Source organism: Enterococcus sp. DIV1411a, from assembly GCF_050531945.1.
Lineage (GTDB): Bacteria > Bacillota > Bacilli > Lactobacillales > Enterococcaceae > Enterococcus_B > Enterococcus_B faecium.
The window spans coordinates 855,421-877,828 of record NZ_CP172892.1 but is presented as its reverse complement, the minus strand read 5'-3'; the positions used below and the strand labels follow the sequence as shown (position 1 = coordinate 877,828).

The following is a 22,408-nucleotide window of genomic DNA, read 5'->3' as shown; positions in this document are numbered from 1 at the left end:
TTTTATTTATTCTTCGATTGCTTGAATTTGCTGTACATATTCAAGTAGTTTTTTATCTTCCGGGTACTTATCTGTAATATATGCAGTCATATTTTCCAATACCTGTTCTCGAACAATATAATTAGAAAAAAGATGGAGTTTTTTTTCATAATCCTCCAAGATCTTGCTTGTCCGCTTGATATTGTCATATACTGCTTGTCGGCTTACTTCGTATTCTTCCGCGATCTCACCTAATGAAAAATCATCTGCATAATATAATTCCATGTAGTTCATTTGTTTTTCTGTCAATAAGGTCGAATAAAATTCAAAGAGCGCGTTCATTCGATTGGTCTTTTCGATTTCCATTCTGCTCACCTCTAGTTTTCAGCCATTCTTCATCAGAGAGCACAGTCATTTTTTGCTGAATAAAATAAGCAGTAGCCACTCCGGCACCATTTTTTTTTATTCCGGAAAAACTCCCGTCATAAATCGAATGGGTTCCGCATGAAGGGCTTTTTTCCTTCATGATGACTAGATCAATGTGTTTTTCCTGCAATTTTTGATAGGCTTTGATCGCGCCATTTTTGTACGCTTCCGTTACATCTTCGCCGCTTGTCGTCCATACTTTTGCTTGATCTTTCCACACATCGAATCCATTTCCACCAATGATTTCAGCGGGATCTCTAGGAATTGGTAATCCGCCGATCACTTCTGGACAGACCATGACAGCTTCTCCAGTTTCAACTAGTTCCATCAATTCTGGTACTTCTTTTTTCTGTCCATCATAGCGACAGGCCAGACCGCCTAAACATGCACTGATTCCAATCATTGACTGTTCTTCCTTTCTATTCAGCAAAGTGCCTTCCTATTATACCATTTATTTCTTTTGTAAAATAGCCCTTTGTACTGATTCTATGCTAAAATATAAACAGAATGAAACCTATTTAAAGGAGATTTGAATGAAAAAAATACTAGTTGTTGATGATGAACCTTCTATTGTAACGCTCTTGACGTTCAATTTGGAAAAAGAAGGCTACAAGGTAACCAGTGCCACAGATGGAGGCGAAGGATTAGAATTAGCATTAGAACAATCATTTGATTTCATCATTTTAGATGTGATGCTTCCAACGATGGATGGCATGGAGATCACTCAGCGGCTGCGTCAAGAAAAAAATGAAACACCGATTTTGATGCTGACGGCTAAAGATGACCAAGTGGATCGGATCATTGGCCTAGAAATAGGTGCTGACGACTATTTGACCAAACCATTTAGTCCTCGCGAAGTATTAGCCCGTATGAAAGCAATATTCAGACGGATTGAACCTCGTAAGCAATCAAAAGATGAAGCTGAGCCTGAATATCTATCGATTGGACAAATCACTGCTGATTTGACCAATTATCAAGTGACCGTAGACGACCATCTGATTGAACTAACACCGAAAGAATTTGAATTACTTGTTTATTTCATGAAACGAAAAGACCGTGTGATCGACCGAGACACATTGCTAGACCGCATTTGGAATTTTGACTTCGCAGGACAAAGCCGAATCGTAGATGTACACGTTAGTCATTTGCGAGAAAAAATCGAGCGAGATCCAAAACATCCAAAGTACTTGGTGACTATTAGAGGATTTGGCTATAAGTTTCAGGAACCAAAACGATGAAATGGAAAAAAATTTATGAACGTCTCTTCTTTCTTATTCTTTTAGTTAGTTTGTTTTTTGGTGGCTGGCAATTGATTTCCAATTATTTTCAACAGCAGATCGTGGAACAGCAAGAAAGCTACCTGACAAAAAAAGCACAACTGCTGATCCGGCAATTAGATGTCGAAAACCTCCAAGCAGCGCAAAACAAAACTGCTTTGGAAGAATTCGTCCATCAGTCGAACGAACGGATTACTTTAATGGATGCTACTGGAAAGATCTTATTTGACACAAACAATGAAACATTGAATGAACAGCGAAACTCCCGTCCCGAAATCAAAGCCGTATTGAATGGTGGGAACCTAGGTAGCGCTTTGCGCAAAAGTACTACTTTGAATGGGGATCTTTTATATGTCGCATTACCAGTCAAAAAAAGTGGCCAGTTAGAAGCCATTTTACGTATCGCAGAACCGACAAGCGGTTTTTTACCGAGAACTGAGAGTTTTCGCCGTTGGGTCTTTTTCTTCTTTCTGTCTTTCTTCCTTGTTCTTGCAGGAATGATCTATTATCTGATCTATCAAAAAAACCAGCCATTGAAAACCGTGCTGCCCGTACTAAAAAAAATGGTGCAAAATCCTAATCAGGCGGAAGTAATCATGCAAACACCCGATCAATGGGAAGAATTGTATCAGACGATCAATGCGTTGAGCGAACAAATGAGTAAGATGTATCGGGCGTATACTACCACAGAAGAGCAATTATATACGTTACTGAACGAACTGATGATTGGCGTATTCCTGATTGATGATGCTGATTCTCGTTTACTACTGCTTAATCCAAAGATGCAGCTACATTTAAACGTGGTAAGCTATCAACCTGAACAGCGGTACACAGAAGTCATTCAAGAGCCAAAACTCATTCAGCTGATTCATCAAGTGACTCCTGAGCATCCGCTGATCCATCAGGAGATCACCCTTACAGAAGGTCGGCAGACATTAGACTTGAGTTTGCGCTACTTTACTAATTCAGAAGGTACCGGACAGATTCTAGGGGTGGCGTATGACTTAACGAAAGTGCGACGTTTAGAAAAGCTACAAAAGGATTTCGTTGGCAACGTCTCTCACGAATTAAAAACTCCTGTGACTTCACTGATTGGTTTTACCGAGACTTTACTGGATGGTGCAAAAGATGACCCGCAAACTCTGACTTCTTTTCTTGAGATCATGCAAAAAGATGCGATCCGGTTAGATAAACTGATTCGGGAAATCATCCAGCTGTCAAAAGATGGCGAGAATTCTTACGAGATCCAGACAATTTATACAGAACCTTATTTCCAGCAAATCGTTCAAAATTATCAGCCAATCATCGAAAAGAAACGGTTGACGATTCGATTGATTGGAAAGAACGAACCATTTACTACTAAAACAGATATCCTTTATCCAATTATCAAAAATCTGATTGAAAATGCTGTCCAATATTCAAAAAGCGACAGCGAGATTATTATCCGCTATCAGGCAACAGATGATCTATCGTTTTCTGTCCAAGACTTTGGTATAGGTATCGACATTGAGGATCAGGAACGGATCTTTGAGCGTTTTTACCGCGTAGACAAGGCGCGAAGCCGGCATTCAGGCGGGACCGGATTAGGGTTAGCGATTGTAAAAGACTACGTGCAACTCCTTCATGGTACGATTACTGTAGACAGTCATCTTGGAACAGGTTCGACTTTCACCGTTACCATTCCGAAAATGTAAAAAAGAGCAACTGCTCGTGCGTTTTAAAGTTGGATGACTCATCCTGCTTCGAAAGATACACGAGTGGTTGTTCTTTTTTACTCTTTTTTGAGATACTTTTCGTCAATTTTCTCGTTTAAATATCGATAGAAATTTTTTAACTACGCGACTAAACGGCTTTTGCTCTTTTTCATTTTTACGTTCAAACAAATATTCTACCAATGTGGTCAAATGCCTAAAAATCGAATCTGCCGAGAAAAATAGAATGCTCAACAGCAAAAGTGATACAGCTGAGATACCGGTGATTGAAAACAGCTTATGCAAAAAGATGACCGAAAAAAAGTTACCGCTAGCACAGAAAAGAATGATCTGACTTCTGAATTTATTCAGCGGTGAACAGATTTTATAGAGAACGAGGAACCCTACTGCAATCAAAAGCATGGTAGATGCTGTAGAAACATCTGTTTTATTTAGATTCAAAGTCACCCCGCAGATCACCAACGCACCGACTACGATCATATCTGTTAGTCCACCTGGCACAGCTTTTTCCATCACATTCATGATGAATTTCCCTCTGATTCGCTTTTTGTTTTCTTCTAGAGCAAGCAAGAAAGATGGAAGTCCGATAGTAAACAAACTAATCAATGTGATTTGTGATGGTTCTAAAGGATAGGTCAGAGCAAAGATCACTGAAAACAGTGAGAGCAAAAAGGAGAAAATATTCTTCACTAAAAACAAGCTGGCTGATCGCTCAATATTGTTCACAACGCGCCGTCCTTCTGCAACAACTTCTGGCATGCGTGAAAAGTCAGAATCAAGTAAGACCACTTGTGAGGCCTGCATGGCGGCTTCATTTCCGGAAGCCATCGCTATACTGCAGTCTGCTTCTTTCATGGCTAGAATATCATTCACGCCATCACCTGTCATAGCTACTGTATTGTTACGACGCTTTAGCAATTGAACGAAGATTTTCTTTTGTTCTGGCTTGACGCGTCCAAAAACTGTATATTTTTCGACAGCTGCTTCATATTCTTCTTCTGATAATTTAGATGCATCAACGTACTGATCAGCATGTGAAATCCCTGCTTGGACAGCTACATTGGATACGGTGAGCGGATTATCTCCAGAAATCACTTTGATGGCTACTTGCTGTTTTTTGAAGTAATCAAATGTGGCTCTTGCTTCTTTTCTGATAGGATTAGCAATCAGAATATAGCCTAATGGTGTGACTGCTTCTGTCAATACTGGTTCTTCAAGAATCCCATCGTACACACCAAAGACCAACACGCGATAGCCTTTTTCAGCGAAAGAAACAAACTCTTCCGCATATTCCGGCAATTGATCGCGCAAAACCATTTCGGGCGCTCCTAAAACATACACCTTGTCTGCCAACGCTACACTGCTGAATTTTTGGACAGAAGAAAAAGGAATAACATGGTGATAGGATTGATCAGTGGTTTTTGTAAAATATGCTTTAACAGCTTCCATTGTTGCATTGTCTCCTGCCATCGCTTTTGCATAGTCAGCAATGCATGCTTCCAATTGATCTGACTGACTGATTATTTCTTGTTTTTTAGAGACGATCACTTTTTGAACAGACATTTTATTTTCTGTGATCGTTCCTGTTTTATCTACACAAAGGACATTTACCCTTGCCAATGTCTCAATGCTTTTCATATTGTGTAAAAGAACTCTTTGCTTTGCTAGTTTAGTCGCACTTAATGCTAATGCAATCGTCGTCAGCAAGTACAGTCCTTCAGGTATCATACCGATCAATGCTGCTTCCATTGCAACGACACTTTCTTTGATCGTGTTTCCATTAAAAAAGTAACTTTGAGAAAAAAGCAGGATACCGATAGGAATAATGATGATCCCAATCCATTTGATCAATTGATTAAGAGAAGCAATCATCTCCGACTGTTCTCCTTCTCCCATTGTCTTGGCTTTGACTGTCAGCTGGGAAATATACGAATCTGCTCCAACTTTGTCTAATCGGGCGTAAGCTTTTCCGGAAACAATGAAACTGCCGGACATTAATGGATCGCCTATTTCTTTGGTTATTTCATCTGCTTCGCCTGTCAATAAAGCCTCATTAACTTGCAGTTTCCCTTCCACGACCTCTGCATCTGCTGGAATTTGATGTCCAGTCTCTAAAATAACAATGTCATCTATTACAAGGTCTTCTATATCTATTGTTTGTTCTATCCCGTCTCGTATGACATTGACTTTTGCTGTATTTAAAACATTTAGTTCGTCCAAGATCTTTTTGGATCGAATTTCCTGAAAAATGGCGATTCCTGTATTGGCTATGATAACTGGTAAAAAAGTCAAGTTCTTATAGGATTCTACTAAACAAAGCAAAATGGCTAAGATAAGAAAGATCAAATTGAAATACGTAAATATGTTTTCCAATACGATTTGCTGATTTGTTTTGAATGTGGGATCGACTGAATTATTTGCTGCACCTTTTTCTATTCGTTCCTTGACTTGATCTGCCGTTAATCCTTCTTTATACGATGGAAAAAGACGGATGACTTTATCTGATGATCTTTGTGTTACTTTCTTTTTTTTACTTCGATTTATCCATTTATTCTTCATGTGGCTACCTCGATTGATTTCGTTTTCTGGATATTTCCAAACTTCTCCTATCCAGTATAGAACAGATATGGAAAGTGTTCCTCACATTAAGCTTGCAAACACCTTTCATTCCTGTCATATAGCAAAAAAAAAGCTACGACAGTTCTATGTCGTAGCTCTTTTTTTCGAATAAACGGTGTTCAATCAGCTGACCCTCGGTATTAGCTCAAAAAACGGCAAAATATGAGGAACTATTTTTCACAATTAAAGGAAAAATGTATATGTGGGGAAACATAGTTGATTTTTCCTTAATAGTAACGACTACCGTGGCATGTTTATCTGCTAGTTATTTGATATTTCCTTCGTGATCACGTTCTACTTCCATCATTGTGATTGGTAAATAGCCCAATTCTTTGACAGGTCCTTCTTGGATTTCTTCTGTCATCATGTAGTCTAAGAATTTTTGGACTTCAGGGGAAGGTTTTCCGTTCGTGTACATATGTTCATATGACCAGATTCCCCAGCTGTTATCTGCTACATTCTCTTCTTTTGGTTCTACACCGTCGATACTTAGTGCTTGTGTGGAATCATCGAGATATGAGAAAGCTAAATAGCTGATTGCTCCTGGTGTTTGACTTACCAGCTGCCGAACTGTTCCTGATGAATCTTGTTCTTGGGACTGCACAGGGGTAGCACCATCCAGTCCCCATTTTTCGAATGTCGCGCGGGTACCGCTGCCGTTTGCACGGTTCACGACGTTGATTTTTTGATCTTTCCCGCCAACTTCCTTCCAGTTAGTGATTTTTCCTGTAAAGATATCAATCAATTCCTGTTTGGTGATATCTTTGACATCTGTATCTTTATTGACGATTGGTGCCATCCCGACCACTGCTACTTTATGATCCACTAATTTTGAAGCATCAACTCCGTCTCTTTCTTCTGCAAATACATCAGAGTTTCCGATAGTAACTGCTCCAGCTTCGACTTGGCTCAAACCAGTTCCGCTTCCTCCTCCTTGTACAGAGATTTGATAATTTGGATTTTCTTGTACAAAGCTTTCTTGTGCTGCATCGACTAACGGCTGTAATGCTGTCGAACCTACCGCAACGATTTTTACTTGTTCATTTGAGTCACTTGAATTATTTTGTGTGGCAGAGCCATCTGTATTTCCTGATCCTGAGCCGCATCCGGCTAAAAGAATTCCCATCATACCTAGAGTAAACAATACTTTTTTCATTTTATTGCTCCTTTCTTATTTACAACTAAAGTTTATCAGTCGACTGTAAATCCCTCGTATGGTTGCTGTAAAAATATAGTTAAGTTATGTAAAAATCATGTAAACGTTTTTCGCATTCTTTACATAATAATAAAAAAAGCATATGAGAAACATGCATTTTACGCAGCTCATATGCTTTTTTACTGATGATCCACCATCAATAGTTATTTTTTATAGATACAGATCGTTCACTTTTTATCCTGATTTCTGTCCAGAAGTAAAAAAATGTTGCAAGAATAAATGAGGCAATTACTAAATAGAACCATGGTTTGATCGTCAAGAAATACATGGAGGAATAAGCTGAATCCTTCAATCCACTCTCGCTCAAACCATTAGGGCCGATAATCAAGCGAGGCAGCAAAGAAAACATAGATGTAAATACTAATAAGCAAGAAAAGTAAAGCAGCTGCCAATTGTAGTGATTGATCAGAGATTTTGGTAATAAGAGACCTACACTTATCACTAAATAGAAAACAGTCAAAGCTGGAAAATTCCTAGAAACCACTAATCCGCTTCCTTGGATCAGGCCTAATATCTCCGCACCTTGTACAACAGCATTTACCCATGTAAAAGGTAGCAAAACGATAGGAAAAAACCAAAAAAATAAATAAAGCCGATCGATTACTGCTTTTCTTCTCATTAACGTTCCCCCAAACTACTTTTTCTCTCATCATACTATACAATTTTCTATCTAAAAAAATTAGGGGGAAAAACTTTTTTTTTAGAGATAATGGCATGAGAGTTTATTCATTTAATCTAGAAATAATGAAAAAGTAATTGATTATTGCAGGATTCAATTTACAATAAAACTAACAAAATAATAACACTTGTTAGGTGGTGATGAAAGATGATAAAAACTTGCTGGAAAAACCTTCCGTTGCTTTTATCTTTTGTTCCTTATGTGCATTTCGCCTTACTGCTTGATTTTCGTTATCATTCCGTAAGCGGGTTCATCACATTGATATTTTTATCTCTTTTTGCTGGATATTATTTTCAAAGGAACAGGCGTATTATATCTTTATTCATTGCCAATATTATATCTACTGTCACTTCCTATTTATTTTGCGCCAATTTTACTGAATGGCGTTACTTCTATCATCCTTTAAAACCGACCCAGCTGATCTTGCTTCTTGCAGGTATTTACTTAGTTCCACAAATCCTTGGGTCGTTATGGGCGGTAGCCTTATCTTATAAAAAAGCTCGGCATCCATAAAAACAAACCATATATGTACAAAGAGAAGCTACTTTCTTCTTTTTATACATATATGTTTTTCTTATATCACCAAAACTATCACTAGTTTTTCTATTTTTTACTTCTTTTCTTCTCTCCAAACACTAAAAACAGTTGTGTAATAATTGCAGCAATAATGATTCCAATAATAGATATTGAATTTGAGGTGGAAACATCTATAATATTCAAAGAATAAAGTGTTGAAGAAAGTAAACTAATTAAAACAATTCCTCCATAAAAAATAGTTTGTGAGTATACCCAATTTTTTTTAGAAGACAGACTTCGTTTAGTTCTAAAACCTATACTTGCATTTCTACTCCTATCAAAAATCCATATATTCAGAAGTAATAATATCGCTACTATTAAGATAAAATTACTATAAAAAAGCAAAATATTACCGAGAGTGTAAAATATTTTGTGTAAATGAAAAAATCCATACAAAAAAGGAAGTCGCTTCTGTAGAATAAAGTTAACGACAACCAATTCACAGAAAAGAGGACTTCCCTATGAATGATTTTACTACAGAAATTGTGCAAACTCTAGTCACTAAAGGCGATTTAAATGAATTATTCCGTTCGCACTTAGAAAAAGCGATAAACACACTCCTACGGACTGAATTAACGGCTTTTTTAGATTACGAAAAATATGATCGCACTGGTTTTAATTCAGGTAATTCGAGAAACGGTTCTTACTTTCGATCAATCAAAACCGAATATGGTGAATTAACATTGGAAATACCTAGAGATCGTAATGGTGAGTTTAAACAACAAACTTTACCAGCCTACAAAAGAACAAACGATACATTGGAAACCACTATTATCCATTTATTCGAAAAAGGTGTTACGATGTCTGAAATTGCTGATTTGATCGAAAAAATGTACGGTCATCACTATACTCCACAAACCATGTCCAACATGACTAAAGTTCTGACTGAAGAAGTAAATGCCTTTAAATCCAGAGCCTTAAATGATAAGTATGTCGCTATTTTTATGGACGCTACTTACATTCCACTAAAACGTCAAACCGTATCCAAAGAAGCGATTTATATTGCCATTGGTATACGAGAAGACGGCACTAAAGAAGTACTGAGTTATGCGATTGCTCCAACTGAATCAACATACGTTTGGAATGAGCTGCTACAGGATATTAACTCCAGAGGAGTTCAAGAAGTCTTGCTTTTTATTACGGACGGCTTAAAAGGCATGAAAGATACTATCCATCAAATTTATCCTAAAGCAAAATATCAGCATTGTTGTATCCATGTATCTCGTAACATCGCTCATAAAGTACGTGTCAAAGACCGAAAAGAAATCTGTGATGACTTTAAGGCTGTTTATCAAGCTAACTCAAAAGAAGAAGCGAATACCTTCTTATCCGGCATGATTGAGAAATGGAAGAAAAACTATCCTAAAGTGACGCAGTCACTCATAGAAAACCAAGACTTATTAACTTTTTATGATTTTCCACCTAGCATTCGTAGAACCATTTACTCAACCAATCTAATCGAGTCTTTCAATAAGCAAATTAAAAGATACAGCCGTAGAAAAGAGCAGTTTCAAAATGAAGAATCACTAGAACGCTTTCTAGTCAGCATTTTTGATACATACAATCAAAAATTTCTAAACAGAAGCCATAAAGGTTTTCAACAGGTAACCGATACATTAGTTTCAATGTTTACTGAGTAACTAATTATTTTGCAGGAGGACAATTTATTTACACAAAATTATTGACGCTCCCTCAAAGAGGGGGGGGATTTTTTATCGTTGTGGAATATTTAAATACCAACGCTTGTCATGAAAATCTTGTGCTCCACCCTTAGTATTTCCTTCTGGATCGTTTGTCGCACGCATCATGACGTATACTTTCTTATTAGGGAAATCACGCATATTGAAAGATACATGATAGCCAACATTTCCTAAAGTATTATAAGCTTGATTTACGTCTGGTCTATAAATCCCATCAGCTCTTACTCTAGCTAGTTCTTTTCCAGTATTGTAGTCCATAATGAAAATATACTCGTATTTATAATTAGAAATGTGCCATCCAGCTACATGCAAGTTTGCGTTTTCGATTTCTCCGAACTGATCAATGTGGGCGTAATTTGTTCCATCTGTCAGCGTAGAATTTGCAGCACCTGCTCGAGTTGGATCAATTACTGGTTTATCCTCCGAAGTAGTTGGATTATCATCCGTAAAACCATGAGCCAAATCATAGGCTAGTTTTTCTTTACTTACACCCATTTCAGAAAGATAACCGTAAGGATCTGTATGATCGCCCCAAATATTTTGTGTTACCCATAAATGCGATTTGATTCCTGGTTGGTTATAAGGAGTGTCTAATGTTAATGGAATACCATATTTCATTGCTGAATCTCTTGCCAATTCAACGTATACTTTATAGTTCTTTTCAAAAGTTTCTTTATCATGTGTGTGTTGTAACTCGATTTGCACAGGACTTTTGGCTCACGAGGTTGTCCTACTCTACATCTTGCTGATAGATATGCTGAAAGGAAAACACCAACATTATGTTTTGCTTTTTCAGCTAGAACGAGACAAGCAGGAATACCTTTAGAAGATATCAAAGATTTTTTAGGTCATAAAGATGTTTCCACTACACAAGTCTATGCCCATATTTCTCCCGAAGTGAAAAAAAGATCAATGAATCAACTAGAAAACTATATAGAAGAGCAAATAAAAAAGCACTCAAATTGAGTGCTTTTTTAAGCTCACTATCACTAAAACTATCACTAATTTTATTTATAAGCGAACATGTTTCTATCACTGATTTTTTAAATCTAGCGAAAAACCCTTATCTTAAAGGCGTTCGTTCAATTCTTTGGCAAGGTCTTCAAAGCCTGGCTTGCCTAGAAGTGCGAACATGGTTTTCTTATAGCTCATGTAGAAAAATTTTCTTGATGATGATTTTATCCATCAATTGAGATTGACTGTTTTGCTCTCCTATGATTTCAGCTATGATTGTCCGATTTTGCGGTTTTCTTCTTAACTGGTAGTTGATTTTCCCAGTTTCCATCAACTCGCTAAGCATATCCACGACTCCGCCAAATCCGGTCTTTTTCGTAATAAAACCTAGTGCTACCATTCGTTCATCTAGATTTTTTGCTGTAATCGTCACACCAGTAATGAGCGAGTGCTGTAATGTTTGGGCCAGCTCTTCCATCCCTTCAGCATTGGATACGACGGAAGCTGTTTTGTTAATAGGTTCTTCGTTTATTTCTTTTGGTTCTTTCCTCTCCACTTTCACTGTTTGACGAAGGACATCTAGTTCTTGCAAGAGCGTTTCGTATTGTTCTTGGGTCAGCATCACGCCAGCTACTTTTTCACGATTAAATATATATACGCCAGTTCCCGCGTCTCGCGCTTGAGCAAATACATCCATCGGCGATCGTTTCACTTCTGTGATCGAAGATGTGGGAACTTCTAATTTCTTTAATTCCAATGGATTTCCTCCTTTACTAATCGCTTTTTATTATAGCACAGACTGACTTGTTTTGATCTTTTTTCCAAAGGTTTTATCGGTTTTTGCCTAACCAGTAATTGATATCGGTAAGAAGTCTTTCGATACCAAATGAAGGATGGTACAGATACGTTTTTTGATCTTCGTTATGGTCTAGTGGAAAAAAATGATCGGTGATCACTAGATCTGCATACCGAGGCGGCTTATTTCGAGTACATACATGTATAGAGATCCGTTTTCGATGTCTTAGCGTTTTGTTCAGTACCCCAGCAAGTCTTCTTGCTTCTTGGTGTTCATAGCGAAAAAAAAAGACGATTTTCACTTCAGGAGGGTGGACATCTAAATACCCTCGTTCCTGGAGTGTTTTCAGTAAAAGCATCCCCCACTCTACTGCGGGGTGTGCAAGTGCTTGTTGGATCGCTAGCCGAAATTGATATAGTTTATCTTTGGAATTGGGAAATTTTTCTAATGTTTCCTGATAATAACGAACTTCTTCTATCAGCCGGTCATGGATACCAATTACGTAACGAAGTCATTCTTGGTAAAGTACTTTTGTCAGCTTTGATTTGCTTTCGCTCTCAAATTCGCTATTCAGCCAAAACAGCGAATCAAGCTTTTCAGTCACAATCGTCAATTTCCGATAGTCTTGTGTCTCTTCTATCCGTTTCCACCGCTTTTCAGTAATCTGGTTACAGCTCAAGCGCAAAATTGCTAGATAATTTTTTTCTTTTATTGGCAAAATCTGCTCCTCTCTAAATAGCAATTCAGGAAACAATTCAAAGAATAGTGTTCGACTGTCTCCTAAAATCTCGATTTCTGCCGGATCCTTTCTTTGCTTCAATAATTGGATGAACATCTCAGAAAAGGACTGCTCTCCATCATCTGCAAAAAAATGCGGAAAATCTTTCAAAAAGCAAAACAGCAGATATCTTACTTTTCTTTCTGAACCAAAGATCTGTGCTTTTTTATAAGAAAAAGAAAGGTGGTACTCGCCAAACCACTTTCTCAATCGCTCTTGCGTAGAACGATCGTACTTCTGCTCGTAAGGTTCATTCAATAGCAGATTTTTCAGTAAACAAAACGGGGGTGATTGGATCAGAAAAACAAACAAGAGATAAGGTTCGCTATATCCTTGATCATAAACTAACTGAACGGTTTTCTTATGAAGAATCAGCTGAATGGGACAGTCGCTTTCCGCCAAACGTTTCAGATGCCGATCCACTGTTTTAACATCGATTTTCAGTTCTTCAGCTAAATCAGCTTTTCGCCAGATCAAATCTTTCATTAGATTGATTAGTGAAAATAAATTCTGTGCATTTTTTGATAATAGTTTTTGCCATCTCATCGATCATTTCTCACCTGATTTCTAAACATATTGTTTGATCAAAATGGGTTCACTCCTAAAAAGATAAAAAACTCCCTTTCTATTTATTTAAATACGCAAATCTTCCTCATTATTTTTTATTTTACTCAATTTAATCGTATTCTCATTTCAAAACGAATGTACTTTAAAAAAACATAATAAGATCACTTTGCTTGTAGGATGTATTCCCTTCCATTACAATGAAATAAATAGCGATTTTATGAGAAGGTGATGTGAAAATGGAAGAAAAAATAGAAGAATCCAAACAAAAAATCGATCAGTTGATATAAGAATTAGAAAAAGCGGTCATCGGCAAACGTTCAACTATCCAATTGATGATCGTGGCCCTATTAGCAGGTGGTCATGTCTTATTCGAAGATATTCCCGGTGTAGGTAAAACGTTACTGGTCAAAGCACTAGCAAAAGCTGTACAGGGAACCTTCAGCAGAGTCCAATGTACTCCTGATCTGATGCCTAGTGATATTCTTGGTTTTTCCGTATACAATTCACAATCAAAAGAGTTTGAATTTCGTCCGGGACCGATCTTTACCACGATCTTGTTGGCAGATGAGATCAATCGTACGACTCCTCGTACTCAGTCAGCACTTTTAGAAGCAATGGCCGAGAATCATGCAACGATCGACAACAATACATACCCTCTAGACAATCATTTTTTTGTCTTAGCTACGCAAAATCCAATCGAGTACGAAGGAACATATCCTTTGCCGGAAGCACAGCTCGATCGTTTTTTATTCCGACTACAAATCGGTTATCCTTCTTTTGATGACGAACTTTTGCTACTTTTGGATAAATTCGAAAAAGTGTTGGATAACTTAAATGAAGTATTGAACAGTTATGAAATAGAAGAAATAAAAACAAATGTGGCGAATGTCTTTGTCAGTCCCGAAGTGGCATCTTATGCCTTGCAGTTAGTGTCAGCAACAAGAAGTCATGCTGCCATCCAGCTTGGCATCAGTCCACGAGGAAGCCTTTCCTTTATTCAGGCAGCAAAAGCTTATGCTTTAATCCATGGGAGAAATTACGTCACGCCCAAAGATTTGCAGGATTTAGTTCCTTACGTGTTTTCCCATCGCCTGATTTTTTTACGATCGTTCATTGAAGGAAGACGAAAAGAAACAAATCATTCATACTCTTGTTGCACAAATTCCTATTCCTGTGAGGTAGATTGAGGTAGACAATGGAAAAAATCAAAGATCATTTCATTAATTTTGTGTTATTTCTGGTATATTTCATCATTGTGCTTTTTGCTCTTGTATTCAACAATTCTTTAGGCTGGTTCTTGTTGGCCTTTTTTACTCTTTATGTATCATGGAGCTTGATTTCATTAAGCAGCTTTCTAAAGAAACTTTCGGTTACTTGTACATTGCAGCCACTCGTTTATCGCAAAAAAAGTATGCAGGTTATTTTTTCCATAGCAAAAAAGAGAACTTTTTCTTTACCTCTCCCTCGTTTACAAATCGGCTTCCCAGCAATCTTTGCAGAAAAAAACAAGAGATTTTGATTCTTACAAATAAACCGCAAGAAGTCCAATTGCTTTGGCAGCCAAAAGAAAGAGGATGCCATGAAACATTAACTGTCATTTTTACAGCCTATGATAGTCTAGGACTTTTCAGAAAAAGTGCAAAAAGAGAGATCTCTTTTCCTGTGACTGTTCTGCCTGCTTTTTGTAAGATTCAAGCAGAAAAATTACAGAGAGTTCTGGAAAAAAAACAGCAGCTGAACGCGTACCAAAGAGGTCTTGATTTTCGGGAACATCGCGCTTATCGTCCAGGTGATTCTTTCAACCGAATCGATTGGAAATTGTCTGCTCATACTCAAGAGTGGTTATACCGTGAATACGATTATCAAGAAGAAGAATGTTCTCCTCTTTTTTGCTTTTGGGGTTCGCCCAGTCCAAAATTTGAACCTCTGCTAGACTTGTATTTTTCTTTATGGCATTTGAGAAAAGAAAAGCAGCCGGAACTTCTGATATTAGGCAACCGCGCCTTTCATGGCAAAGACCCCGGTCATACCTATTTTGCTTCTTTGGAAGCTGGCGATGAGAAAGCTTTTTTCGCACACTTGAAAAAATATGCAAAAAAACAAATCGTCCTCTTTGTTCCTGAGAATTCTCCTGAAGTCTCAGAAGCTATTGAAACATTGTCAAAAGATCGAACGGTTTATCTTGTTTATTTCGTAGAAAAACAACTCATGGTCCAAGAAAAAGACAAGATATGTTCATTGCCAGGAGGTGAATGGATTGACGATTAAACGGGAAAAATGGCTGCGTGGCGTTTACTCCTTTGTGATACTAAGTGTAGGTGCTCCGATATTTGTAGTAGCTAATCAATTGCAAAACAGCTACCTTCTTATCCTAACTATTGGTGTCCTATGCCTTATTGTCTGCTGTATTCCTAAAAAATGGGTACGTTTGCTGCTTTCTTTGCCAGTAATGATAGGTTGTTTGTTTTTATATTTTCCTTCGAAGACATTTTCCATATTATGGATCTTACAGTTTTTTTCGTCAGTTACAGAGGAATTCTTCCATCTATCCCAAGATAAACTTTATTATTTGCCAGAAAAGACAGCTTTTTTTCTCATAATGTTGCTGATCTATTTATTTATTACATTGACCGTGGATTACGACTATTGGTACGCACCCTTTCTTTCTTTGATGGCTTACTTCATGATGCTTACCGTTTTTCGGAAAAAAGATTTACTGTACGAAATGATTGCGGTAGTAACTGTTTTGTTCGTGTATCTGGCAGCAAGGCAATTTTTCTCCATCCGGTTGTTGTCGGGAAACACTCGATTCCAGTCATTGACTACAGTTCTGCTTATTTGTTTCTTAACTTTTAGCGCTATCTTGCCTTTATATCTTCCGAAAGTACACCAATCTCTCGAGGAAACGAGTGAACCGATCCGAGAATATCTTAATGATGAAGGGCTTTATGACACACTCCATGAGTATCAATTAACCGGAAGTGCAAGAACAGGCTTCAATGAGAATGATGAACAGCTTGGTGGACCTTTATATGATAATGGCGAAGTTGTTTTTACAGCGAACCAAAAAGGAAATGGCTATTGGAAGATCGAAAATAAAAATCATTACACCGGTTCTGGATGGATAGAAGATCAGGACGCACCCATCCAACCAATCCAAGAATTCCCTGTTGACATCACGAGCTACCAAACCGTTATAGAAGACAAAGAAAACATTACATTGACCCTAAAAAACAAGCTTTCTTACCTTATCCTTATGGAAATACTACCTTGACTGATTTTTCATTAGCTAGTGGACAAACGCTTTACTATTTGCCTGAAAGCCAGCGATTCATTCCTGTCCCGAATGAATCGACACGTTCTGCAACTTTACAAACAGAAAGGTTAGTTTTTACGAGAGAAGAATTAAAAAGCAGTCAGTTAAAAGCTGATGATTTAGAAAATCAGCAGACAAATCTTCAATTGCCAAAAAGTTTGCCTAAACGTATTGAGGACTTGGCGGTCGAATTGACCAAAAATGAAGCAACTTTAATTCGTAAAGTCGAAGCTGTCTAACAGTATTTAAAAACAAGCGGAAATTTCCGCTATTCCAAAACGGATACCGGGCATACTCCGAAAGAACACGATTATGTGGATTATTTCCTCTTTGATTCAAAAGTCGGCTATTGTGACAACTTTTCAACTTCTATGGTCGTCCTTCTTCGAACACTTGGTATCCCAGCTCGCTGGACAAAAGGTTTTACAAATGGGCTCAGAACAGGCACAGATAATCAAGGGAATGAGGAATACAGCATTCTCAATAGTCATGCTCATTCTTGGCCAGAGGTATACTTTCCTGGATTTGGCTGGCTTCCATTTGAACCAACCCCTTCATTTGCCAATCCAATGGGTTCACAACCAGTTGCTGAAACAACCGAAACCGTCCAGCCTGCTATCGAACAACCAAATGAAAGCGAAAATATGGCAGAAACTATTTCCAGTGAGAGATCTGAGGTCATTCCATCAGAAGAAACAACACTCACACCAGCTTATAAAATCGTCTTATTCAGCCTTGGAGTGTGTTTATCCGTCTTGTTGTTCTTTCTATTGTTATTCAGAAAATCTCTGCGCTGGACAAGTTATCTTATCTATCTTCATTTTTTTGCTTCTACTAATACGATTGCATATCAAAAACTTCTTAACCCTTTGGAAACATTGGTACCGCGCAAACCCGCAGAATCTTTGCAGGAATATAGCCTGCGAATAGAACAAGAATTCAAGCTAGATCTGCGTTTCATTCGATTAACTACTCAATATGAAGCAGAAATATATGGACGACAAGCAGATCCGGTAAAATTCGATAAAAAAACCTATTTAGAAATAACGCGTATAATAAGAAAAACGGTATACAAAAAAATTCTGACAAAAGGGAGCCGCTTCAAAAAATAAGATAAAATTTCTGGAGAATCTACTTCTGGAATGCCGAGAACCAGATGATTGAGTATCGATTACTCGAAAAAAAGGTTGTGACACGTTTTTTGTCACAACCTTTTTTCATTATTATTTGATTTTCAATGTCAAAGCATTTAGAGCTACAACTACCGTACTTAACGACATCAAGACAGCACCAACTGCTGGACTTAATATGATACCAATTGGCGCAAGAATTCCGGCTGCTAGCGGAATTGCAAGAATATTGTAACCTGCCCCCCACCAGAGGTTCTGGATCATTTTCTTTCGCGTTTGCTTGGCTAGATCAAGAAAATGCAAAATATCTTTTGGATCGCTGTTTGTCAATACGACATCCGCAGAATCGATTGCGATATCTGTCCCTGCACCGATTGCCATCCCGATTGAAGCACGGGCTAAACTTGGCGCATCATTGATCCCATCACCCACCATGATTACTTTTTTCCCTTGGTCAAGGTATTTCTGGACAACAGCTTCTTTATCATCTGGTAATAAACCGCCATAATATTCTTCGATCCCTAAATAATCTGCTACTGTTTGGGCAGCGTTTTTATTGTCACCAGTAAGCATGACAGGAGTGATTTTTCTTTCTTTCAATGTTCGGATAAATTCTTTTGCTTCTGTTTTTACTACGTCACCTAAAGCAACGATTGCAGCTAGATGATTTTCTAAAATCAGGAAGCTGATGGTATTTCCTTGTTCTTGGTAAGGTTTCAATAATGCTTGTTCTACGTTTAATCCGAGACGCTCAACTTCTTTTTCATTAACTATTTTCACTTGTTGTTTTTTGACTGTTGCCTCTAGCCCGACTCCTGAAAGATTTTTTAGATTTTCAGCTTGATAAGGCTTGATTTCATGTTCTTTCAAATAATTCATAATGCCAACAGCCAATGGATGATTGGCATTCGCTTCCAAGGCTCCTAGATATTGAAGGATTTCATTTTTATTGAACGCATCATCAAGTACTTCGACACCCGTTACAGTAAATTTTCCTTCTGTTAGTGTTCCTGTTTTGTCCAGCATGATCACATCTAGATCATTGGCTTGCTCCAGTGCATTGCGGTTTTTCAAAAGTAATCCGTTTTTAGCTGCTATTGATGTGGAGCGAGCAACAACTAATGGGATAGCTAAACCTAGAGCATGAGGACAGGCGATGATAAAGACTGTTACCATACGTTCTAATGCATTAGGAAGATCTGTCAAGAACAACCAGGCGATGAATGCCAGGATACCCACAATTAATGCGACATAAAACAGCCATTTTGCCACTTTGTCAGATAATGACTCTAGCTTGGATTTTTCTCCTTGTGCTTTTCGCACCATTTCCATAACCTTCGCTAGATAACCATTTTCACCAGTTCCAGTTACTTCGATTTCGATCGTTCCATCCCCATTGATAGAACCGCCAATCACTTTGTCATTGGCTTGTTTTTTGATTCCTCTTGATTCGCCAGTCACAGCTGATTCGTCAACAATTGTTTCACCTTTCAAGATTACACCATCTGTTGGCATTTTATCACCAGACCGGACGATCAAACGATCACCTTCGTTTACTTCTTTCAATGAAACTGTCTCTTCTTTTCCATCTTTCGTCAAGCGTTTCACTGATTCTGGCAGTAATTCTGCTAGTTTTTGTAAAGCATTGCTGGCATTCGACACAGCATTCATTTCAATCCAGTGACCTAGTAGCATAATAACGATCAAAGTAGCCAATTCCCAGAAGAAATCCATGACGTGTGTATGTGGATTGAGCAGATTTGCGATAAACGAATAGACACTATAAATATATGCAACTGTAATCCCCATCGCGATCAGTGTCATCATAGCAGGACTTTTTTGTTTCAATTCCATCTTAGCTCCACTTAAAAATGGCTGACCGCCATAGATAAATAGTATAGTTGCTAAGATCAATACGAGCCAATCAGAACCAGGAAACGTTACTTGAAATGGAAATTCCATTCCCATCATTGGTGAAAAAAGAATGATTGGGATAGCTAGGATAAGCGATAGCCAAAATTTTTGTTTGAAATTTCCCATGTGCATGGAATGATCCATGCCGCCATGATCGTGATCCATGTGCATCGAATGGTCCATTTGTTTGCTGTTTGCTATATCTCCATGGTTATGTCCCATGTGCATGGAATGATCCATCTGACTATGGTCATGTTTCATCTCCATCTGTTTTTCATGAGATTCTGTACTTTCTTTGTTTACTACTTCTTTTTTATGCTCATGTTTTTTCTCCATATCGTTCCCATTCATTTTTACTCCATCCCTTCTCTTACTTTTTCATGTGTCGATTTAAGCTCAGGGAGTTCAACAATACACTGACGGAACTAAACGCCATCGCTCCTCCTGCAATGATTGGATTCAAAAAGCCTAGTGCGGCAAAAGGAATACCAATCGTATTATAGACAAAAGCCCAGAAAAGATTTTGTTTGATTTTTCTCAATGTCAACCTAGACAACTCGATTGTTTGTGCAATGGATGCCAAACTGCTATTCATCAGCGTCACATCGGCTGTTTCCATCGCAATGTCCGTTCCACTTCCCATTGCCATACCGACATCAGCTAATGCTAAGGCCGGTGCATCATTGATTCCATCGCCTGCCATACCGACTTTTTTGCCATCTTTCTGAAGTTTTTCTACGTAGGCTGCTTTATCCTCTGGAAGTACTTCAGCAAAGATATGCTTTGGATCAATACCAACTTGTTTACCAATCGTTTCGGCTGCCAGTTTGTTGTCTCCTGTCAGCATAAAAACATCTAATCCTTTATTCTGGAGCTGCTTGATTGCTTGTTTGGCTTCTAGTTTGATTTGATCAGCCACGGCAATCAACCCGATCACTTGCTTTTCATCAGCTAAAAACATGACTGTTTTTCCCTGCTGTTCTAATTCTAACGCGTGTTCTTGGTATTCATCAAATGATAGGTTCAATTCAATTAATCGTTTACGTGTACCCGCAAAATAGCGTACTCCATTAATCGTACCGCTGATCCCAGCACCTGGGTGGGCTGTAAAATCAATCATATCGTATGTTGCTGCTTCTTGCAGTTTTCCGTATTCCACGATTGCTTTACCTAGTGGATGTTCAGAAGCTTGTTCTAAAGTATAAAAAATAGATAGGACTTCTTTAGAACCGACTAGATCTGTAACTTTGGGCTTTCCTTCTGTAATCGTTCCAGTTTTATCCAAAACAATGCTGTCTAAGTGAGCAGCTGCTTCTAATGCTTCTCCGCCTTTAATTAAAATTCCATTTCGTGCACCAACACCCGTTCCTACCATAATAGCTGTTGGAGTCGCTAAACCTAATGCACATGGACACGCAATAACTAATACAGAGACACTATGGATCAATGCGAGTTGCCAATCACCAGTGATCAAACCTGTAGCTATGAGCGTGATAAACGCGATGACTAATACGATCGGAACAAAAATCCCTGAGATCCGATCTGCGATTTTTTGGATTGGTGCTTTGCTCCCTTGAGCATCTTCCACCATTTGAATGATTTGCGCTAATACTGTCTGCTTGCCGACTTGTGTGACTTCCATGTGTAGCAGACCATTCGTATTGATTGTCCCGCCAAAAAGCGCGTCATCCGGATTCTTTTCTACAGGAAGATTTTCACCAGTAAGCATACTTTCATCTATCGCACTGCTTCCTGAAATAATTCGACCATCTGCTGGAATCTGCTCACCAGGACGGATGACTAGTTGATCACCAACGACTACTTCTTCAATCGCTAACGTTTCTTCTTTCCCGTTTCTTATCACTTGGGCGGTTTTTGTTTGAAGAGACATCAATTGTTTGATTGCATTACCTGTTTTCGTTTTTGCTGTATGTTCCAAATATTTGCCGAGCAAAATCAGCGTGATGATCATACTGCTGCTTTCAAAATAAAGATCTTGGGGGTGTCCACGGAAAAATCCGTTGTAAATGCTCAATGCAAAGGCAGCCGATGTTCCAATTGCTACCAATACATCCATATTTGGTGCTTTCGTCTTGATTGCATGGTACGCACCTTTATAAAAACGAGCACCGACATAAAATTGGACAGGAGCAGACAGCACTAACTGGACGATTGGAAAATGAAAAAAGTGAACAATCGCCGCATGGCTTCCTAACATCATAGCAATCATTGACAACATCAACGGCAAAGTCAAAACCGTACTCAATATAAGATCGAATAGCATTTTTTTCAAATACGCTTGCTTTTCTTCTGCAATTTTTTGTTTGTGGGCTTCATCGTACAAAATTGCACCATAGCCGATGTTTTCTACGCTTTGGATTAATTTTTCAGTGGTCGTCCCTTCATATTTGACACTTGCTTTTTCAGTGGCCAAGTTGACTGTGGCATTGACCACACCAGGTTGTCCGTTCAGCTCTTTTTCGATTCTAGCAGAACAATTTGCACAAGTCATACCTGTAATGACGAACGTATCCATTTTGGTTTCTGCTGTTGCCATCAAATCACCTCTGCTTTATAACCCAATCCATTGATTGCTTGACAAATCTTTTCGGATTGAACTTTTGTTTCATCAAACTTGACCGTACCGTTTGCTTTTTTCAAATTTACTTTCACTTTTTGCACGCCGTCAAGTGCGCTTACTGTTTCTTCTACTCTTGCTGCACAATGATTGCAGCTCATACCTTCGATTGAAAATTGTTGTTTCATTTT

The 22,408-nt window shown here is 38.2% G+C and carries 18 protein-coding genes and 4 pseudogenes; 9 read left to right on the top strand and 13 right to left on the bottom strand.

Features of this window, described 5'->3' with window-relative positions; genetic code table 11:
* Window positions 1-6: 6 nt before the first annotated feature.
* Both IGJ87_RS04175 and IGJ87_RS04170 read right to left on the bottom strand, forming a co-directional pair.
* Window positions 7-345, bottom strand: a complete 339-nt coding sequence (locus IGJ87_RS04175; RefSeq protein ID WP_002293708.1) for a putative DNA-binding protein — start codon at window positions 343-345, stop codon at window positions 7-9.
* Window positions 305-808 carry a DUF523 domain-containing protein gene (locus IGJ87_RS04170; protein WP_002297194.1) on the bottom strand — a complete coding sequence of 168 codons (504 nt, stop codon included), beginning with the start codon at window positions 806-808 and terminating at the stop codon, window positions 305-307. The genes IGJ87_RS04175 and IGJ87_RS04170 overlap by 41 nt, the downstream gene beginning before the upstream one ends.
* A 130-nt stretch (window positions 809-938) precedes the next feature.
* Here IGJ87_RS04170 and IGJ87_RS04165 point away from each other — a divergent pair, with 130 nt between their 5' ends.
* Both IGJ87_RS04165 and IGJ87_RS04160 read left to right on the top strand, forming a co-directional pair.
* Window positions 939-1,643 carry a response regulator transcription factor gene (locus IGJ87_RS04165; RefSeq protein WP_002293705.1) on the top strand — a complete coding sequence of 235 codons (705 nt, stop codon included), beginning with the start codon at window positions 939-941 and terminating at the stop codon, window positions 1,641-1,643.
* Window positions 1,640-3,376 carry an ATP-binding protein gene (locus tag IGJ87_RS04160; protein ID WP_002293703.1) on the top strand — a complete coding sequence of 579 codons (1,737 nt, stop codon included), beginning with the start codon at window positions 1,640-1,642 and terminating at the stop codon, window positions 3,374-3,376. Before IGJ87_RS04165 ends, IGJ87_RS04160 begins: the two co-directional genes overlap by 4 nt.
* 102 nt (window positions 3,377-3,478) lie before the next feature.
* Here IGJ87_RS04160 and IGJ87_RS04155 read toward each other — a convergent pair whose 3' ends face one another.
* The 3 genes from IGJ87_RS04155 to IGJ87_RS04145 form a co-directional block, all read right to left on the bottom strand.
* The gene (locus IGJ87_RS04155; protein ID WP_002293701.1) at window positions 3,479-5,953 is read right to left on the bottom strand and encodes a cation-translocating P-type ATPase; all 2,475 of its coding nucleotides are present in this window, start codon (window positions 5,951-5,953) and stop codon (window positions 3,479-3,481) included.
* Between the two features lie 325 nt (window positions 5,954-6,278).
* The gene (locus tag IGJ87_RS04150; protein WP_002289807.1) at window positions 6,279-7,169 is read right to left on the bottom strand and encodes a phosphate ABC transporter substrate-binding protein PstS family protein; all 891 of its coding nucleotides are present in this window, start codon (window positions 7,167-7,169) and stop codon (window positions 6,279-6,281) included.
* Window positions 7,170-7,365: 196 nt separating this feature from the next.
* A complete protein-coding gene (locus tag IGJ87_RS04145) occupies window positions 7,366-7,848 on the bottom strand; it encodes a hypothetical protein (RefSeq protein WP_002293699.1) in 483 nt (160 codons plus the stop codon).
* A gap of 207 nt (window positions 7,849-8,055) precedes the next feature.
* Between IGJ87_RS04145 and IGJ87_RS04140 the strand changes: the two genes are divergently transcribed.
* Window positions 8,056-8,421 (top strand): hypothetical protein, encoded by a 366-nt coding sequence (locus IGJ87_RS04140; protein ID WP_002289810.1) that lies wholly within the window; start codon window positions 8,056-8,058, stop codon window positions 8,419-8,421.
* 90 nt (window positions 8,422-8,511) lie between these two features.
* Here the strand turns inward: IGJ87_RS04140 and IGJ87_RS04135 are convergent, their stop codons facing one another.
* The gene (locus IGJ87_RS04135) at window positions 8,512-8,829 is read right to left on the bottom strand and encodes an SdpI family protein (protein ID WP_002322761.1); all 318 of its coding nucleotides are present in this window, start codon (window positions 8,827-8,829) and stop codon (window positions 8,512-8,514) included.
* Between the two features lie 116 nt (window positions 8,830-8,945).
* Here IGJ87_RS04135 and IGJ87_RS04130 point away from each other — a divergent pair, with 116 nt between their 5' ends.
* Complete coding sequence (locus IGJ87_RS04130; protein WP_000997695.1) at window positions 8,946-10,124, top strand: IS256-like element ISEf1 family transposase; 1,179 nt, start codon at window positions 8,946-8,948, stop codon at window positions 10,122-10,124.
* Window positions 10,125-10,196: 72 nt separating this feature from the next.
* On the opposite strand, the pseudogene IGJ87_RS04125 reads toward IGJ87_RS04130, so the two are convergent.
* Window positions 10,197-10,901 (bottom strand): annotated as a pseudogene (locus IGJ87_RS04125) (N-acetylmuramoyl-L-alanine amidase); the annotation flags it as partial.
* A gap of 72 nt (window positions 10,902-10,973) precedes the next feature.
* Between IGJ87_RS04125 and IGJ87_RS04120 the strand changes: the two are divergent.
* A pseudogene (locus IGJ87_RS04120) lies at window positions 10,974-11,150 on the top strand (recombinase); the annotation flags it as partial.
* Between the two features lie 175 nt (window positions 11,151-11,325).
* On the opposite strand, the gene IGJ87_RS04115 reads toward IGJ87_RS04120, so the two are convergent.
* The 3 genes from IGJ87_RS04115 to IGJ87_RS04105 all read right to left on the bottom strand — a co-directional run bounded on the left by IGJ87_RS04115 (window position 11,326) and on the right by IGJ87_RS04105 (window position 13,258).
* The gene (locus tag IGJ87_RS04115) at window positions 11,326-11,895 is read right to left on the bottom strand and encodes a prevent-host-death protein (RefSeq protein WP_002294835.1); all 570 of its coding nucleotides are present in this window, start codon (window positions 11,893-11,895) and stop codon (window positions 11,326-11,328) included.
* Between the two features lie 73 nt (window positions 11,896-11,968).
* Entirely contained in the window at window positions 11,969-12,292 is a 324-nt protein-coding gene (locus tag IGJ87_RS04110; RefSeq protein ID WP_002294837.1) for a hypothetical protein, read from the bottom strand.
* A 153-nt stretch (window positions 12,293-12,445) separates the two neighbouring features.
* On the bottom strand, window positions 12,446-13,258 hold the full coding sequence (locus tag IGJ87_RS04105) for a hypothetical protein (RefSeq protein WP_002294839.1): 813 nt from the start codon (window positions 13,256-13,258) through the stop codon (window positions 12,446-12,448).
* Window positions 13,259-13,584: 326 nt separating this feature from the next.
* On the opposite strand from IGJ87_RS04105, the pseudogene IGJ87_RS04100 reads away from it, so the two are divergent.
* From IGJ87_RS04100 to IGJ87_RS04085, 4 genes and pseudogenes are all read left to right on the top strand, one after another.
* A pseudogene (locus tag IGJ87_RS04100) lies at window positions 13,585-14,461 on the top strand (AAA family ATPase).
* A 13-nt stretch (window positions 14,462-14,474) separates the two neighbouring features.
* On the top strand, window positions 14,475-14,798 hold the full coding sequence (locus IGJ87_RS04095; protein ID WP_265632422.1) for a hypothetical protein: 324 nt from the start codon (window positions 14,475-14,477) through the stop codon (window positions 14,796-14,798).
* Window positions 14,795-15,547 carry a DUF58 domain-containing protein gene (locus IGJ87_RS04090; RefSeq protein WP_002294845.1) on the top strand — a complete coding sequence of 251 codons (753 nt, stop codon included), beginning with the start codon at window positions 14,795-14,797 and terminating at the stop codon, window positions 15,545-15,547. Before IGJ87_RS04095 ends, IGJ87_RS04090 begins: the two co-directional genes overlap by 4 nt.
* Window positions 15,537-17,707: pseudogene (locus tag IGJ87_RS04085) on the top strand (transglutaminase domain-containing protein). Before IGJ87_RS04090 ends, IGJ87_RS04085 begins: the two are co-directional and overlap by 11 nt.
* A 111-nt stretch (window positions 17,708-17,818) precedes the next feature.
* On the opposite strand, the gene copB reads toward IGJ87_RS04085, so the two are convergent.
* From copB to copZ, 3 genes are read right to left on the bottom strand one after another with little or no spacing between them, the layout of a single operon-like run.
* A complete protein-coding gene (copB, locus tag IGJ87_RS04080; protein WP_265632426.1) occupies window positions 17,819-19,990 on the bottom strand; it encodes a copper/silver-translocating P-type ATPase CopB in 2,172 nt (723 codons plus the stop codon).
* 19 nt (window positions 19,991-20,009) lie between these two features.
* Window positions 20,010-22,196 carry a heavy metal translocating P-type ATPase gene (locus tag IGJ87_RS04075; RefSeq protein WP_002325801.1) on the bottom strand — a complete coding sequence of 729 codons (2,187 nt, stop codon included), beginning with the start codon at window positions 22,194-22,196 and terminating at the stop codon, window positions 20,010-20,012.
* Window positions 22,196-22,405 carry a copper chaperone CopZ gene (gene copZ / locus IGJ87_RS04070; RefSeq protein ID WP_002289040.1) on the bottom strand — a complete coding sequence of 70 codons (210 nt, stop codon included), beginning with the start codon at window positions 22,403-22,405 and terminating at the stop codon, window positions 22,196-22,198. Before copZ ends, IGJ87_RS04075 begins: the two co-directional genes overlap by 1 nt.
* Between the last annotated feature and the right edge of the window lie 3 nt (window positions 22,406-22,408).

Excerpts from the sequence above, each read along its gene's own strand:
- IGJ87_RS04145 (WP_002293699.1), bottom strand. The coding sequence starts at position 7,848 with ATGAGAAGAAAAGCAGTAATCGATCGGCTTTATTTATTTTTTTGGTTT.
- IGJ87_RS04110 (WP_002294837.1), bottom strand. The coding sequence starts at position 12,292 with ATGCTTTTACTGAAAACACTCCAGGAACGAGGGTATTTAGATGTCCAC.
- IGJ87_RS04160 (WP_002293703.1), top strand. The coding sequence starts at position 1,640 with ATGAAATGGAAAAAAATTTATGAACGTCTCTTCTTTCTTATTCTTTTA.
- IGJ87_RS04175 (WP_002293708.1), bottom strand. The coding sequence starts at position 345 with ATGGAAATCGAAAAGACCAATCGAATGAACGCGCTCTTTGAATTTTAT.
- IGJ87_RS04170 (WP_002297194.1), bottom strand. The coding sequence starts at position 808 with ATGATTGGAATCAGTGCATGTTTAGGCGGTCTGGCCTGTCGCTATGAT.
- IGJ87_RS04095 (WP_265632422.1), top strand. The coding sequence starts at position 14,475 with ATGGAAAAAATCAAAGATCATTTCATTAATTTTGTGTTATTTCTGGTA.
- IGJ87_RS04105 (WP_002294839.1), bottom strand. The coding sequence starts at position 13,258 with ATGAGATGGCAAAAACTATTATCAAAAAATGCACAGAATTTATTTTCA.
- IGJ87_RS04140 (WP_002289810.1), top strand. The coding sequence starts at position 8,056 with ATGATAAAAACTTGCTGGAAAAACCTTCCGTTGCTTTTATCTTTTGTT.
- IGJ87_RS04165 (WP_002293705.1), top strand. The coding sequence starts at position 939 with ATGAAAAAAATACTAGTTGTTGATGATGAACCTTCTATTGTAACGCTC.
- IGJ87_RS04150 (WP_002289807.1), bottom strand. The coding sequence starts at position 7,169 with ATGAAAAAAGTATTGTTTACTCTAGGTATGATGGGAATTCTTTTAGCC.
- IGJ87_RS04130 (WP_000997695.1), top strand. The coding sequence starts at position 8,946 with ATGAATGATTTTACTACAGAAATTGTGCAAACTCTAGTCACTAAAGGC.
- IGJ87_RS04075 (WP_002325801.1), bottom strand. The coding sequence starts at position 22,196 with ATGGCAACAGCAGAAACCAAAATGGATACGTTCGTCATTACAGGTATG.
- copB (WP_265632426.1), bottom strand. The coding sequence starts at position 19,990 with ATGAATGGGAACGATATGGAGAAAAAACATGAGCATAAAAAAGAAGTA.
- IGJ87_RS04155 (WP_002293701.1), bottom strand. The coding sequence starts at position 5,953 with ATGAAGAATAAATGGATAAATCGAAGTAAAAAAAAGAAAGTAACACAA.
- copZ (WP_002289040.1), bottom strand. The coding sequence starts at position 22,405 with ATGAAACAACAATTTTCAATCGAAGGTATGAGCTGCAATCATTGTGCA.